Annotated in this window: 12 protein-coding genes; 6 read left to right on the forward strand and 6 right to left on the reverse strand. The window is 63.5% G+C overall.

Features of this window, described 5'->3' with window-relative positions:
* The first annotated feature begins 658 nt into the window (after positions 1 to 658).
* The gene (locus tag NB231_RS02285; RefSeq protein WP_004999405.1) at positions 659 to 1,876 is read left to right on the forward strand and encodes a hypothetical protein; all 1,218 of its coding nucleotides are present in this window, start codon (positions 659 to 661) and stop codon (positions 1,874 to 1,876) included.
* On the opposite strand, the gene NB231_RS20210 is transcribed toward NB231_RS02285, so the two are convergent.
* The 6 genes from NB231_RS20210 to chrA all read right to left on the reverse strand — a co-directional run bounded on the left by NB231_RS20210 (position 1,834) and on the right by chrA (position 7,697).
* Positions 1,834 to 2,031, reverse strand: a complete 198-nt coding sequence (locus NB231_RS20210; protein WP_084766204.1) for a Wadjet anti-phage system protein JetD domain-containing protein — start codon at positions 2,029 to 2,031, stop codon at positions 1,834 to 1,836. The two genes, NB231_RS02285 and NB231_RS20210, sit on opposite strands and share 43 nt — an antisense overlap.
* Positions 2,004 to 2,366, reverse strand: a complete 363-nt coding sequence (locus NB231_RS02290) for a DUF3322 domain-containing protein (RefSeq protein ID WP_004999406.1) — start codon at positions 2,364 to 2,366, stop codon at positions 2,004 to 2,006. The genes NB231_RS20210 and NB231_RS02290 overlap by 28 nt, the downstream gene beginning before the upstream one ends.
* A complete protein-coding gene (locus tag NB231_RS02295; protein WP_004999407.1) occupies positions 2,363 to 5,272 on the reverse strand; it encodes an ATP-binding protein in 2,910 nt (969 codons plus the stop codon). The genes NB231_RS02290 and NB231_RS02295 overlap by 4 nt, the downstream gene beginning before the upstream one ends.
* 19 nt (positions 5,273 to 5,291) lie before the next feature.
* Positions 5,292 to 6,023 (reverse strand): DUF3375 family protein, encoded by a 732-nt coding sequence (locus NB231_RS16565; RefSeq protein ID WP_004999408.1) that lies wholly within the window; start codon positions 6,021 to 6,023, stop codon positions 5,292 to 5,294.
* Positions 6,024 to 6,156: 133 nt separating this feature from the next.
* Positions 6,157 to 6,471, reverse strand: a complete 315-nt coding sequence (locus tag NB231_RS02305; RefSeq protein WP_004999409.1) for a PadR family transcriptional regulator — start codon at positions 6,469 to 6,471, stop codon at positions 6,157 to 6,159.
* On the reverse strand, positions 6,468 to 7,697 hold the full coding sequence (chrA, locus tag NB231_RS02310; RefSeq protein WP_004999410.1) for a chromate efflux transporter: 1,230 nt from the start codon (positions 7,695 to 7,697) through the stop codon (positions 6,468 to 6,470). Before chrA ends, NB231_RS02305 begins: the two co-directional genes overlap by 4 nt.
* 166 nt (positions 7,698 to 7,863) lie before the next feature.
* Here chrA and NB231_RS02315 point away from each other — a divergent pair, with 166 nt between their 5' ends.
* The 5 genes from NB231_RS02315 to NB231_RS02335 all read left to right on the forward strand — a co-directional run bounded on the left by NB231_RS02315 (position 7,864) and on the right by NB231_RS02335 (position 14,598).
* Positions 7,864 to 8,055, forward strand: coding sequence for a DUF1318 domain-containing protein (locus NB231_RS02315; RefSeq protein WP_004999411.1), 192 nt, complete (start codon positions 7,864 to 7,866; stop codon positions 8,053 to 8,055).
* Positions 8,056 to 8,188: 133 nt separating this feature from the next.
* On the forward strand, positions 8,189 to 10,540 hold the full coding sequence (hsdR, locus tag NB231_RS02320; RefSeq protein WP_004999412.1) for an EcoAI/FtnUII family type I restriction enzme subunit R: 2,352 nt from the start codon (positions 8,189 to 8,191) through the stop codon (positions 10,538 to 10,540).
* Positions 10,541 to 10,562: 22 nt separating this feature from the next.
* Positions 10,563 to 12,014, forward strand: a complete 1,452-nt coding sequence (locus NB231_RS02325) for a type I restriction-modification system subunit M (protein WP_004999413.1) — start codon at positions 10,563 to 10,565, stop codon at positions 12,012 to 12,014.
* Positions 12,011 to 13,744 carry a restriction endonuclease subunit S gene (locus NB231_RS02330; RefSeq protein ID WP_004999414.1) on the forward strand — a complete coding sequence of 578 codons (1,734 nt, stop codon included), beginning with the start codon at positions 12,011 to 12,013 and terminating at the stop codon, positions 13,742 to 13,744. The genes NB231_RS02325 and NB231_RS02330 overlap by 4 nt, the downstream gene beginning before the upstream one ends.
* Complete coding sequence (locus tag NB231_RS02335) at positions 13,741 to 14,598, forward strand: hypothetical protein (RefSeq protein WP_004999417.1); 858 nt, start codon at positions 13,741 to 13,743, stop codon at positions 14,596 to 14,598. Before NB231_RS02330 ends, NB231_RS02335 begins: the two co-directional genes overlap by 4 nt.
* The last annotated feature ends 43 nt before the right edge of the window (positions 14,599 to 14,641 follow it).

Genomic DNA, 14,641 nt, shown 5'->3' on the forward strand with positions numbered 1-14,641 from the left:
CCCAAAACTTTAATCCTGGAACCGGCTGCGGCCCATGCAATACATCACCGGCTATCACAGCCCCGTGACCGCATTTTACTGCGTAGCCAGAGGGATTATCGTTCCCTCGGCATACTAAGGGAGCGCCGATCGACTCCCGCGTCGGAAGCCCTGTAGCCAGAATTATTATCAGGCCTATCAACCATCTCGGAACTGAAGTTCTTGGATTCGATTGCATGTCCTTCTCCTTTTTCTAAAATTGCCGATTCCCGTGCGTGGAGCTCAATGCCCCGGCAGGGGACGCGAAGCGCAGCCACCGGGCGCTCAGCGCGATTCTGTTTCTCTATCGGCGGTGGTGTGGATTGATCAGGCGAATAAACCGCAACGCTTGATGGTGATGCTGACGCTGACGCGTGAAGACGATTGCGACATGCGTACGGCTCGGAAGCTTCGAGGCATACGGGCGTGAGCACGAGGTCGACTTATAAATACATGCTTAACGGTAGGTGCCGCGGTGTGGTGGTGAGCCATGTGGACCGGAAAGACGAATGGGGTGCGGTGCAGGTGGTACATTCTTGTGCCCCAGTTTTTGTCCTTTCTGTTCCCAATATAGTCGAAAGGGGAGCGCGCGCTATTGTCGGGTTCCACCCGGTGGGTAGGATAGTGTTTAGCGGCTGCGATGGAGGGGGAACCATTCGTGCGCAAGCTCTCGGTACTACTGATCTTGTCCATCGTCTCGGCGACGCTGATCAGCCTGGCCGCGCATCCCGAGCCCTACGAGCACCGGCTGCAGCGGGTCGCGCTCCAAGAAGCGCTGCCGCAGATGGCCGGTGTGCTCGCCCACGAGCCGGCGGCGGTGAAGGCCGTTTTTCTGCACTATGCCGGGAACGAGGCCCTGGTCCTCAACGCCCGCCTCGCATTGTTGCGGTATCCGGTAAAGACGCGGCGCATTCTCTCGCTCTACGGTACGGACCCGGCCTTCCAAGAAGCCCTCGGCGCCTATGGCGCGAGCGTCATTCCGCCCATTGACTATTTCCTGGGTCATGACATCGGCACCCTGAAAGTGCTCAAGTTCGCCGGGGAGGCCGTAACGGCCGCCAGTCGGTTCTGGAAGGGGGGCGCCCCGGTACCGACCGAGCGGACAGCTGCCAACAACGACGGCGTGCTGGCGGCGCCCGGGCGGGGGCGCTATGCGATCGCTTTCATCCAAAAGGAAGGCCACGACTTTCTCGGCCAGTTCGTGGTGGATGCGGCGGGGCAGGTGCACTGGATCCAGAGTGAACGGGTGCTGCAGGGCATCAGCTCGTTCTTCGCCGGCGGTATCCGCTCGCTGGAGACGAAATACCGCACGGACGAGGAGGTTGGTACCGCTGACTATCTGTGGGCCGGTGTGGACGTGCTCGCCACCGCGGCGGCGGTCAAGGCGCTGCGGGTTAGCCGGACCGGTGCGGCTACGGCCGGTGCCGGAGCCGAGACCGTTGCGGCGGGCGGCCGCGGAGCCCGCGCAGCGGAGTCGGCTTCGCTGATGCGTCGTACCGCAGCGCTGGCGCCGGGCCTGATTCGAGCCGGCGGGCTTGGGGGGCGGATCGCGAAATACGGCGCGATTGCCGCCACGGCCTATATCGTGCTGCGGCATCCGAGCCTCATTACCGGTCTGGCCGGGGAGGTGGCCCGCCTCGCGGGTGTGCCGACATGGCCCGTGCAACTTACCGTCTGGTCGGTGCTGCTCCTGCCGGTGCTCTACCTCGGGGTGTTCCTGCTTCGCTTGGTGCTGCGCCCGCTGCTGTTCCTGGCCAGCGCGGTCGCGGCGGGTCTCGCCTGGCTCGAGCGGCGGGATAGGCGGGCGTCTGGCGGTTACGGTTCGAACTGGCGCAGCGCCTGCTCCAGCCAGCCGTAGGCGATGCGCTCCTGCTCCAGGCGTACGTTTTCTCCCAGGCGATTGGCCTGCAAATCTTCGAACAGGGCCTGTTCGGGGTCGGTGAGGCGGCTCAGGTGGCCTTCGAAGCGGCTCTCGCGCGGCTCCTTTACCCACAGGTGGCGATGCTGCGCCAGGGTGGCGCGGTCCGGCCGATGAGCGTGAGCGCGTCGTGCTCGCTGGGGACGCTAATACTATCCGGCAGGCGGTTCGCGCCGTGCACCCGGTGGTTGATCCGGCGCCATTCGATGGCGTAGCCGGCACCGCGCTGCTCGCGGCTGCCGGCCTGCAGGCGCCGGATCCAGTCGCCGACCTCGCCGAAATGATCGGCGATTTCGCGCGCGGAGGGTCGCCTCAGGCGCAACCGTAGGGGAAAGAGGGGCTCGCCGCTGAGGCGGGCGCGCAGGATCTCCCCCCGCTCCCAGAGCCGTGTCACCTGCGCTCGCAGCTCGGCCGGAGTGGTCCAGCTCATCGGCCGGCCGAGGAGACGGCCGCGCTTTGCTCCGCAGCCGCTACGCCACCGCCGCGGGCGGCTTTCTCGGTTCGGTACTCCTCGATGGTGAGGTTGCGCAGCATGGATTCGCGGCCCTCGGCGTTGTGGACGAAGCCGACGCTCGCCACGTAGGGTTCGATGATGTGGATCTTCTGCAGTGGCGTGACGACGAGCAACTGCAGGTTGAGCCGCCTGAACAGCTCCAACCCGTAGCGCGCCGATTCGTCCGAGCCGCGCCCGAAAGCCTCGTCGATGACCACGAAGCGAAACGAGCGCGAGCGGGTCTCACCCCACTCCAGGCCGAACTGGTAGGCCAGGCTGGCGGCGAGCACGGTGTAGGCGAGCTTTTCTTTCTGGCCGCCGGATTTGCCGCCTGAGTCGGTGTAGTGTTCGTATTCGGCGCTGTCTTCGCGCCAGCGCTCGGAGGCGGAGAAACCGAACCAGTTGCGCACGTCGGTGACTTTGCGGGTCCAGCGCCGATCCAGCTCGGTGCTGCCTTCCCGTCCCCGGAACCGCTCGATGATGTGTTTGACCTGCAGGAACTTGGCCTCGGAGTACTGTGCTTCCTCGGAGCCGGTAAACGTGCCCTCGGTACAGGCGCGCAGCTCCTGCTGGAAGTCGCGGATTTCGGGGTCGGCGGCGGTCTCGGCGAGCAGCGTGATGTAGCGGTTGGGATTGTAGTCGATCTCGTGCAGGGAGCGGTTAATGGTCTCGATACGCTCCTTGATCGCCTCGCGCTCGCGGTTGAGCTGGCCCTGGAAGCTCGCCACCTCGCGGATGGTGTTCTCGTTGAGCAAGGCTTTGAAGCGGGCCTCGAAGCGCGGCAGATCGTCAGCGCGCAGGCGCTCCAGCATGCCCGCGTACTCGGCGGCGGAGTCGATGCTGACATCCACCTCCTGGGTCTCCAGCGGATAGGCGTTCTGGTAGGAACGCATGGCGTCGATGACGCTGTCGCGCAACCGGTCGAGCCGCCGCTGCTCGGCGTCGATGCGCTTTTGCAGCCAATCCCGCAGCTCGCTTTGACGGTTGTCGCAGGACTCGACGGTCAGGCGGTGTTCGCCGAGGGCCTCCGCTTGCATGGCCTCGAGCCGAGGGAAATAGCGGGTGCGCAGCGCCTGCGGCGTCGCGACGAGCTGCTGCCGGGTCTCTTCCAACGCCAGTCGGGCCGCCTCGTGCTTGCTCTCGGCGGCGGCCTGCTCGCGCTGCGCCCGGGTGAGCGCCTCCTCGGCCCGCTCGATCGCCGCCTCCAAGCTCTGAAGCTGCTCCTCCAGCGCGCGCAGGATGTCCGACTCCACCTCCAGGCGGCGGCGCTCTTCCTCCAGTCGCTCGATTTCGGTCACCAGCGGGCGCCAGTCCAGCTCGCGGAAGTCGCTGAACATGGCGAGGTTACCGAGCTTCTGCAGCCGCGTCTGCAAGCGCTTTTGCTCGGCTTGCTGGGTGGCGATCTCGCGGCCCACGGCCTGCATGCGCTGCTCCAGGTGGCCGGCCTGCTGCTCCAGCGCAGCGATCTTGGCCTCGTTGGTCCAACCGAGGATGTAGCGGGAACGGTCGTCGAGGCGGTGGCGGTCGTCTTTTTCATGGCGATCGCCGCCGGCTTTGATCTGGCCGGCCCGAGTAATGGCCCGCTGCTCGCGCCGGAAGCGTGCCATGTCCTCACAGCAGGCGTAGTCGAAGCGCCGCACCAGCTCCACCTCCAGCCAGGGATAGAAGGCGGAGTCGGGGCGGATGGCGAGCTTGCGCACCAGCGATTCCGGGTGCCGCTCAGCGGGTTCCGCCGCCCGCCGCTCAAGGACCCGGAAATAGACCAACCGGCCGCTGAGGTGGGTGGCGTTCACCCACTCGGCGATTCGGGCGTAGTGAGCGTCGGGCACCAGCAGCGACAGCCCGAAGCTATGCAGCAAGCGCTCCGCGGCACCCTCCCAGTCCCGGGCCTCCGCACGCACTTGGATCAGCTCGCCGGCGAAGGGTACCGCCTCCTCGTTGAGCTCCAGGACTTCACAGAGCCGCTCACGGATGGCGAGCATCCGGGCGGGGATGTTGGAGCGGCGTTGGCGCAGGGACTCCAGTTCGGTCTGGAGCCCGCCGTGCTCGGTCTTGAAGCCGTGGAATTCCACATTGGCCTCGGTGAGCCGATTCTGCACCTGCTCCAGGTGCGGCTCGCAGGCCGCGCGCTCGGTCTCCAGCGCACGGCGGTTGGCAAGGAACGCCTCAGCCCCGGCCGGCTCGGGCAGCTCCAGCTCCCGGGCGAGGGCGTTGTATTGCTCGGCGCGCTTGCGGCGAGCGTGCCGCTCCCGCTGCCGTTCGACGGTCTCGGCCTTGAGGCGCTCCAAGCGGTCGCCGCCGTTCTCGGCGATGGCGCGCTTGAGCTCGTCGCGACGGCTCTGCTCGCCGCGCCGCGCGTCCTGCAACTCGACGATGCGGTTGCCGCAGCGGGTCAGTTCCTGGTCCAAGTTGTCCATGCGCCGCGTCAGCAGTTCACCTTTAAGTGCGGCGAAATAAGGCCGCAGGGCATCGCGGCAGGCGCGCAGGGTCTCGATCTCGCCGGCGAGTTCGGCGTGACGCTGCGCATCCGCTACCAGCGGTTCCAGGGCCTCGACCTGCGCCTTGGCCTTGAGCACCGCCGCGTGGGCGCGGTTGAGGTCATCGAAGTGGCCGATCAGCGCTTCGATACGGGGCTCGACCGGAAAGGCCTCCAGCATGTGACCGCGGACGAAGTCGGTAAGGTTGCCTACGGACTTCATCGATACGGTCTGGTTGAACAGCTCCAGGGCCTGCTCGTGGCCCAAGCCGAACCGGCGCCGAAAGGCGGCCCCATACGGAGGGAAAGTCTCGTGCAGCTCGACATCGGTCAGACCGCGCAGGCGCTTGCACAGGTCGTCGTTCATAGGATCTTTGCGGTGATGGTCAGCGAGTGTACACAACGGCCGGTAGCCGTGCCCGTCGAATTCGGCCGGTTTCGTCCGTCCAGGCTACGCTCTGAGGCGTCTGCTCGTCGATGACCGCCTTGCGGTCGGCGGCAGCCAGGCTCAGGTAGACGACCAGTTCCGCCAGTCCCTGCTGCAGCGGATGCTCCGCCAATAAATCGGCGATCCGGGTCTCGGGATCGGTTTCGGTGCCCTGAACGATCTGGCGCAGCAAATCGAAGACGGTGAGCAGCCGCGATTCGGTGCCGACGAATTGCTGCTGTTCCAGCCCCGCCAACCACTGGATAGCCTGCTCCGTAGCCGGCGTGATGTCGAAGCAAGGTTCGTCGCGCGTCTCGCGGTAGTACTTGCGCAGCCAGCCGCGCTGGTCGTTGGCCCAGTCGTTGAGGTAGTCGAGTGCGCGCTTTGGGAAAGCCTCCTCGCCGAACCGCTCGCGCAGCTGGAAAAGATAGTCCTCCAGGCGCGCGGCCGCCTCCTCTTCGGATAGGGTGCGTACATTCGGCTCGATAAAGCAGCGGTGCAGGAAGCCGATGACCAGCGGCCCATGGTCCGCGGCCAGCAAGCGCCAGGCCGGATGCAGACGGCGCAGCGTCTGAAGATAGTCGTGATCCATGGTGCGGGTCAGCGAATCCATCAGCGTTTCGACGGTGCATGTGAGGCGAGCCGCCATGATCGCACAGGCGGCCCACGCCGCGCACTGCTGCAGTGCCATTGCGGAGTGCAACGCCGCTCGGAGCCCCGCTCATGGACGCCGTCAGCTACACCGCCGCCGGGGCAACCCGGCCAAGATGATGGAGTTGGATTGTATGGGCCACGCTCGGTGGTCATCTCAGCAAGAAAATGGCTCACGGCTCGTCTTCGAACAATTCACCGAACAATTCGCGTACTTTGTCTTTAGCCTCAGCGAGCGCGGCGCGACCCTGCGCGGTGATGCCATACAGGCGCCGCGCGCGGCGGCTCGGGCCCTCAGGTCGCATCTCGAGATACCCTTTCTTCGCCAGGCGGTGCAGCATCGGATAGAGGGTTCCGGGGCTGATCACATAGCCGTGCTGGCGCAGTTCATCGATCATCCAACTGCCGTAGATCGACTGTTGCGCGGCGTGATGCAGCACGTGCAATCGGATCAAACCGGAGTACAAGTCCTTGTCGGCTTCGGTCATGTCAGCTGCGCGAGCTCTATGCCCCACCCGCCGGCCGCCGCCAGCGCCACCACCAACCAGGGCGGTGTGCGCCAGAAGGTAAGCAGCGTGAATGCGCCGAGCGCAAGCGCGAAGTCAGCCGCGGAGCGGATGGCGCTGGTCCACACGGGGTCGTAGAGAGCGGCCAAGAGCAGGCCCACGACGGCCGCGTTTACCCCGAGCAGCGCTCGACGCACGGTGCGAATCTGACGCAGCCGGCTCCAGAACGGCAGCACGCCGATCACCAACAGGAATGAAGGCAGGAAGATCGCCAGCAAACAGATCAATGCGCCGAGCCAGCCGTTCGGCAGCTCGCTCATCACCGTGCCGAGGTAGGCCGCGAACGTGAACAGCGGTCCCGGGACCGCCTGGGCCGCGCCGTAGCCGGCGAGAAAGGCATCGTTGCTCACCCAGCCGGGCGGCACCACCTCGGCCTGCAGCAGGGGCAGTACCACGTGTCCCCCGCCGAACACGAGCGCCCCCGCGCGATAGAAGCTGTCCACGAGCACCAGACTCTGCACCGGCCAAGCGGCCGCCGCGAGCGGCAGGCCGATGAGCAGAACCACGAACGCAACCAGGGCCGCAAACGCCGCTGATGTGGGCAACGGGACGTCGAACGAAGCAAAGCCTTGTTGCGGGTCGGCGCGCAGCCCGGCAAGCCCGATCAACCCGCCGGCCATGATCACACTGGCTTGGGTTAACGGCGCGGGCAGCGCCAACACGACGATGGCGGCGATAACCGCCAGCGTGATGCGCGGCGTGTCGGGACACAGTGCGCGCCCCATGCCCCACAGGGCTTGCGCCACGATGGCGACGGCCGCCACTTTGAGGCCCTGTAGCGAACCATGGGGAGTACTTCCGGCCAGGGCCACCATGCCGTAGCCGAACGCGGTCAGCGCCAGCGCCGAGGGCAAGGTGAAGCCGATCCAGGCCGCGATCGCGCCGGACAGGCCAGCTTTTGCGAGGCCGATACCGATGCCCACCTGGCTGGAAGCCGGGCCGGGGAGGAACTGGCACAACGCGACGAGATCCGCGTAGGCCGCCTCGTCCAACCAACGGCGGCGCACTACGAATACGTCGCGGAAATACCCGAGGTGGGCGATGGGACCGCCGAACGAGGTCAATCCGAGGCGCAGAAAGGCTAGAAAGACCGTAATTGTCGGCTGGCGACTGAAGGCGTTGCTTACGTGTTCTGCCTCGCAAGCCACGGCGAACTCCCGAGCGTCGATGTGTAGACAGCGGTCGAATAATCGAAATTCGATATCGAATTTCGATTATTGTAATCGTGAACGCGGCCGGCATGGAAGCAGACCAGGCAATTGTTGCCCTGCTGGATAAGCTGCAAGGGGATGCAGGGGAGCCCGAAAAATAATAATGCGCGTGCTCAAACTTCTCCTGCTTGGCATTGCTGTGCTCGCATCGGCGCCGGCCGAATACCGCCGAGTCGCCGAGGAGATCAGTGCCCCCTTGCGAGCCGTACAAGCCCGAGCCGGGCGCCAGATCATCCCGCGCCTGCCCGAAGGCCAGTACTTCATGGACGCCGCCGGGCGTTGGCGGCAACGGTAGCCGAGGCCTATCTTAGCAACGTCCGGTAAGTCAGGCGTCGGCCGCGATCCGTGACGGACTTAGAAGATGATCCGCTGCAGGGTGTTATCGTGAGGTCTCGGTGACAAGGGACCGCAGACCAGCCTGGAACCCGATGCACGATAAAAAGCAGCTCAGCGAGCGCGACATCTGCACCAAGTTCATCACGCCGGCCATCAAGAACGCCGGTTGGGATGTTCACTCGCAGATTCGTGAAGAGGTCACTTTGACGGCCGGGCGCATCATCGTTCGCGGTCAGGCGGCGCTGCGCGCCAAAGGGGCGCGTGCCGACTATGTCCTCTATTACAAACCGGGCATTCCACTCGCGGTCGTCGAGGCCAAGGACAATAAACACGGGGTCGGTGCCGGCCTCCAGCAGGCGTTGGGCTACGCCGATTTGCTGAACGTGCCCTTTGCGCTCAGCTCCAACGGCGACGCCTTCATGTTCCACGACCGCTCGGGCGGCACGCTGATCGAGCGCGAGCTCGCCCTCGGCGCTTTCCCGAGCCCCCAATACCTCTGGGAGCGCTTCAAGGCCTGGAAGGGCTACTCCGACCAGGCACTTCCGGTCGTCACGCAGGACTACTGCGACGACGGCAGCGGCAAGGCGCCGCGCTACTATCAGAGCCGCGCGATCAACGCCGCCCTGGAGGCGATCGCCCGCGGTCAGGAGCGCGTGCTGCTGGTCATGGCGACCGGTACCGGCAAGACCTACACCGCTTTCCAGATCATCTGGCGGCTGTGGAAGGCCGGCGCGCGGCGACGCATTCTGTTCCTCGCTGACCGCAACATCCTGGTCGATCAGACCAAAACCAATGATTTCAAACCGTTCGGCACTGCCATGACCAAGATCACGGGCCGCAACGTCGACCCGTCCTATGAAGTGTATCTCTCGCTCTATCAGGCGATCACCGGGCCGCACGAGGAGCAGAAGGCCTTCAAACAGTTCTCGCCGGAGTTCTTCGATCTAATCGTGATTGATGAGTGCCATCGCGGCAGCGCGGCTGAAGACTCCGCCTGGCGGGAGATTCTGGCGTACTTCAGCGCCGCCACGCACCTCGGCCTTACCGCCACGCCGAAAGAGACCAAGGAAGTCTCGAACATCACCTACTTCGGCGAGCCGGTGTATACCTACAGCCTGAAACAGGGCATCCAGGACGGTTTCTTGGCCCCCTACAAGGTGGTACGCGTCGATCTGGACCGTGACCTGCAGGGCTGGCGGCCAACGCTCGGCCAGCGCGACAAATACGGTCACGAGATCGAGGACCGCATCTACAATCAGCGCGATTTCGACCGTAAACTGGTCATCGACGAACGCACCCAACTGGTGGCGAAGATCGTCAGCGACCACCTCAAGGCCACCGAGCGCCTGGGCAAGACCATCGTCTTCTGCCAGGACATCGACCACGCCGAGCGCATGCGTCAGGCGCTGGTCAACGAGAACGCCGATCTTGTCGCGCGCAACCGTAAGTACGTCATGCGCATCACCGGCGACGATGCCGCCGGCAAAGCGGAGCTCGATAACTTCATCGACCCGGAGCAACCGTACCCGACGCTGGTCACCACCTCGGAGCTGCTCACCACCGGTGTGGACAGCAAGACCTGTAAGCTCATCGTGCTCGATCAGCGCATCGAGTCCATGACCAAGTTCAAGCAGATGATCGGCCGCGGCACCCGGATCGAGGAGGATTACGGCAAGCTCTGGTTCACCATCATCGACTTCAGGAAAGCCACCGAGCTGTTCGCCGATCCGGACTTCGACGGCGAGCCGGCGGTGATCTTCACGCCTCAGCCGGGCGGCACCACCGTGCCGGACGAGGAGGAAAATAACGGTGCCGACGACCGGACCGGAGACCCGGACGACACCGGCGGCGAAGCGGACACCGCGCTGCGCAAATACCACGTCAGCGGCGTCACCGTGCGCAAGGTCGCCGAGCGGACCCAGTATTTCGGCAAAGACGGCAAGCTCATCACCGAGTCCATCAAGGACTACACCCGTGCCGCGGTTCGCGCCGAGTACCGCAGCCTCGACGAGTTCCTGCGCAAATGGGACGAGGCCGAGCAAAAGGCCGCTATCATCCAGGAGCTGGCGGAGCAGGGCGTGATCTGGGAAGCGCTGGAGGAGGAGATCGGTAAGGACTACGGCGCCTTCGATCTGATCTGCCACGTAGTGTTCGACCAGCCGCCGCTCACCCGGCGTGAGCGCGCCGAGCAGGTGCGCAAGCAGGATTATTTCACTCGCTACGGCGACCAGGCCCGCCGGGTGTTGGAGGCGTTATTGGAGAAATACGCCGCCAGCGATATCACCAACATCGAGTCCATCGATGTGCTGCGGGTCCAGCCGCTCAACGAACTCGGCACGCCCGTTGAGCTCGTCCGCGCCTTCGGCGGCAAGAAACGGTACCGGCAGGCGGTTCAGGCGCTGGAACGGGCGCTGTACGTGCGGCCGGCCGGCACCGACGCTTAAAAAAACCAACCCGGAACCGTCCATGTCCATTTCCACCACCATCAAGTCCATCCAGGACATCATGCGCAAGGATGCCGGTGTCGACGGCGACGCCCAGCGCATCGGCCAGCTCGCCTGGCTGCTGTTCTTGAAGATATTCGACGCCCAGGAGGAAGAGCTCGCGCTGCGCTACGACGACTACCAGCCGCCCATTCCCGAGGAGCTGCTGTGGCGCAGCTGGGCCGCCGATCCCGAGGGCATCACCGGCGAGGCGCTGCTGGAGTTCGTCAACAACGCGCTCTTCCCGCAGCTCAAGCGCCTGCGCGCCACGCCCCAGACCAACCCGCGCGGCTTCGTCGCCCGCGAGGTATTCGCCGATGCCTTCAATTACATGAAAAACGGCACCCTGCTGCGCCAGGTGGTCAATCGGATCGAGGCGGGCATCGATTTTCACTCGGCGAAGGAGCGCCACCTGCTCGGCGACATCTACGAGCAGATCTTGAAGGACCTGCAGAGCGCGGGCAACGCCGGCGAATTCTACACGCCCCGCGCCGTCACCCAGTTCATGGTGGACATCATCGACCCGCAGCTCGGCGAGCAGGTTATGGACCCGGCCTGCGGCACCGGCGGCTTTCTCACCTGCACCGTCGAGCACATTCGCAAGCACTACGTGCAGACCGTGGCGGCCGAGGCCACGCTGCAGGAGCAGGTCCAGGGCTTCGAGAAAAAGCAGCTGCCGCATCTGCTGTGCACCACCAACATGCTGCTGCACGGCCTGGAGGTGCCCACCCGCATCCGCCACGACAACACCCTGGCCCGGCCGCTGCGCGATTGGGGGCCGCGCGAGCGGGTCGATGCAGTGCTCACCAACCCGCCGTTCGGCGGCATGGAAGAGGACGGCACCGAGCTCAACTTCCCCCAGGCCACCCGCACCCGCGAGACCGCGGATCTGTTCCTGCAGCTCGTCATTCAGATCCTCAAGCCCAATGGCCGTGCCGCCATCGTCCTGCCGGACGGCACCCTGTTCGGCGAGGGCGTGAAGACCAAGATCAAGGAGAAGCTGCTCACCGAGTGCAATCTGCACACCATCGTCCGGCTGCCCAATGGCGTCTTCAACCCCTACACCGGCATCAAGACCAACCTGCTGTTTTTCACCAAGGGCGAGCCGACCACCGAGGTCTGGTACTACGAGCACCCGTACCCGCCCGGCTACAAGTCCTATTCCAAGACCAAGCCGATCCGTATCACTGAGTTCGACGCCGAAAAAGCCTGGTGGCACGCTCGGAAGGAGAATGCGCAGGCCTGGCGCGTCTCCATCGACGAGATCCGCGCCGGCAATTACAACCTGGACCGCAAGAACCCGCACGTCGCCGAAGTGGAAAACCACGACCCGGACGAGCTGCTGCGGCAATACGAAAAACTGCAGGCCGAGATCACCACCACCCGCGATGAGCTGAAAAGCGCCCTGGCCGCGGCACTGGAGGGCAGGGCATGAGCGCCACCACTCCCGCTCGCCCCGAGCAAAGTCGAAGGAAGCCTGTCGAAGGACATTCCATCGCCCTCTGCGAGCACCTCCCCCTGATCGCAGCGGCACCCGGCGGCATCAAGAAGCTGCGCGAGCTGATTCTTGATCTGGCGGTGCGGGGCAAACTGGTGCCGCAGAATCCAAATGATGAACCGGCGAGTGAGTTGTTGGAATGCATAGACGCTGAAAAACGACAGCTAATTACGGAAGGTAAGCTGAAAAAGGGAAGGGCACAGCAAGGGATCACTGCCGGAAATCAACCATTCGGTTTACCCCCACGGTGGCGGTGGTCAAGGCTCGGTGGATTGGCCCTACTTGTAACCGACGGGACGCATCACACTCCGCAGTACGTCGCGAAAGGCGTGCCTTTTATTTCTGTTAAAGACATTAGTGGCGGACAACTCCGCTTCTCTGATACGAAGTTCATTTCGCAGGAAGAGCACCAAACGATCAGCAGCCGGTGTAACCCAGAGCGCAATGACATCCTCTTGTGCCGCATCGGTACGCTTGGCAAACCTGTCATCGTCGATACGGATCAGCCGTTTAGCCTATTCGTCAGCGTTGGCCTGATAAAGACGCCTAAGTCCACTCCGATAACGAGATGGACGAAGCTTGTTCTGGAATCACCTCTCATGTTGGGTCAGTACGAAGCCATTAAGGCGGGCGGCTCCCATACCAACAAGCTTAATCTAGGTGATATTCCTAAGCTGATGGTGCCACTTCCGCCGTTGGCCGGACAGGCCCGTATTGTCGCCAAAGTCGATGAACTGATGGCCCTATGCGACCGACTCGAGGCGCAGCAAGCGGACACCGAGGCCGCCCACACCACCCTGGTCAAGACCCTACTCGACACCCTCACGCAGAGCCGGTCCGCTGAAGATTTCGCCGCCAACTGGCAACGCCTGAGCGCCCACTTCGACACCCTCTTCACCACCGAGCCCAGCATCGACACCCTTAAGCAGACCCTCCTGCAACTGGCCGTCATGGGCAAGTTGGTGCCGCAGGATCCGAGCGACGGGCCGGCGAGCGAGTTGCTCAAACGCCTGCGGGGTAGGAATGGGAACCGGCAAGTAGGGCGCAGAACCAACGAGGAAGCGCTGCCTGCGTTACCCGCCGGCTGGGAGTGCGTATCGGTCGGAGATCTTGGCCCTATTGCAGGAGGTGCCACCCCTAACAAAGGTGATGCAAGTCTTTGGAGCGGAACCATTCCGTGGGTTTCCCCAAAGGACATGAAAAGATCGTACATTAACGACGCGGTTGATCATGTTTCTGCAGTTGCAATTGAGAAAACGTCGCTAAAGCTGATCCCTGCCGGGAGTCTTCTATTGGTTGTCCGAGGGATGATCCTCGCACATTCGTTCCCGGTTGCGATTAGCCAGGTTCCCCTCTGCATAAATCAGGACATGAAGGCAATATCCCTGCTTCCGGAGATGGCCGAATTTGTTCTCTACGCTCTTCAAGGGCTCAAGCCGCACATTCTTCAACTTATTGAACGGTCGAGCCACGGGACATGTAAGCTCAAGTCAGAGACCCTGTTCGGACATCCATTTCCGCTGCCTCCTCTGGCAGAGCAGCATCGCATCGTCGCTAAGGTCGATGAGCTAATGGTCCTATGCGACCGCCTGAAAGCACGGTTGGCCCACTGTCGAATAGTACATGGGCGCCTCGCGGATGCACTGGCTCAGGTGACGGCGGCATGACGATTAGTATCGTCACATCAAACTGTCAAATTCTCGCCGATGTTTATCAGATCCAAGTGAACGGGCTACCCGGCCTCGGCGGCTACACTTTGATTATCAACCTCCACTGCACGGTTCGGTCGCTGGAGACACAGACGTTCCTCCGGCATCTTGTCATCCGAGTCGATTGGGGCGGGGAAGAGCAACGGAGGATCGGTTTCGCCATACCGGAGCAGGCACAACCCATCCAGATATCGTCCTCTGGCCAGCAGACCCTTGAGTTTCGGCTTGCGCTCACGCCCCAGCAGTTGGAGGCCATTGAAGCACGCCGCAACGGCGGTGACTTTCGGCTGAGGATCTGGCTGACCGGCGAGGTCACGCAAGGCGGCAACATTGCAACGATTACGGAATCGGGTGAACACCACATCCGACAGCAGGATTGGATCGAAGCCTTGGAGCGGATGGAATATCGTCGCTCACTGCTGTACGAGGTGCCTTTGCCAGATCAGGAGAGCGGGGCGGAACCCGCCGCCGACATCATCGGCAAGGCTCAGTACCACCTGCTACGCGGCCATTACGATGAGTGTGTCGCCGAATGTCGGAAACTCTTCGAAACCTACCCGCTGAGCAAGGAAGACGAAGCCCAACTCGGGCGGGCGCGGGAGAAATTCAGTGGTGGCCGAGACGGGAAGGAAAGTATGGACATCCCGGAGCGCCTTATTCTATTGCGTGATGCGATAAAACACGCAACGCATCCTGCTCACCACAATCACGGGCGTGATAGCTATAGCCGCGACCAGGCACGCGCAATCCTCGCGGCAGCAGTCGCCATGATGACTTGCTCCGGTTTCGCCGGGCCAGGGCACATTGGCTAAGGGCAAAGAGAATGCTTCTGCCGGAGAGGATTCAGAGCAAGCG

Origin of the sequence: Nitrococcus mobilis Nb-231 (genome assembly GCF_000153205.1) — a bacterium.
GTDB lineage: Bacteria > Pseudomonadota > Gammaproteobacteria > Nitrococcales > Nitrococcaceae > Nitrococcus > Nitrococcus mobilis.

Bases quoted from the DNA above. Each gene is read 5' to 3' on its own strand.
- hsdR (WP_004999412.1), top strand. From the start codon at position 8,189: ATGCACGATAAAAAGCAGCTCAGCGAGCGCGACATCTGCACCAAGTTC.
- NB231_RS02330 (WP_004999414.1), top strand. From the start codon at position 12,011: ATGAGCGCCACCACTCCCGCTCGCCCCGAGCAAAGTCGAAGGAAGCCT.
- NB231_RS02305 (WP_004999409.1), bottom strand. From the start codon at position 6,471: ATGACCGAAGCCGACAAGGACTTGTACTCCGGTTTGATCCGATTGCAC.
- NB231_RS02325 (WP_004999413.1), top strand. From the start codon at position 10,563: ATGTCCATTTCCACCACCATCAAGTCCATCCAGGACATCATGCGCAAG.
- NB231_RS02290 (WP_004999406.1), bottom strand. From the start codon at position 2,366: ATGAGCTGGACCACTCCGGCCGAGCTGCGAGCGCAGGTGACACGGCTC.
- NB231_RS02315 (WP_004999411.1), top strand. From the start codon at position 7,864: ATGCGCGTGCTCAAACTTCTCCTGCTTGGCATTGCTGTGCTCGCATCG.
- NB231_RS16565 (WP_004999408.1), bottom strand. From the start codon at position 6,023: ATGGCACTGCAGCAGTGCGCGGCGTGGGCCGCCTGTGCGATCATGGCG.
- NB231_RS02285 (WP_004999405.1), top strand. From the start codon at position 659: ATGGAGGGGGAACCATTCGTGCGCAAGCTCTCGGTACTACTGATCTTG.
- NB231_RS02295 (WP_004999407.1), bottom strand. From the start codon at position 5,272: ATGAACGACGACCTGTGCAAGCGCCTGCGCGGTCTGACCGATGTCGAG.
- NB231_RS02335 (WP_004999417.1), top strand. From the start codon at position 13,741: ATGACGATTAGTATCGTCACATCAAACTGTCAAATTCTCGCCGATGTT.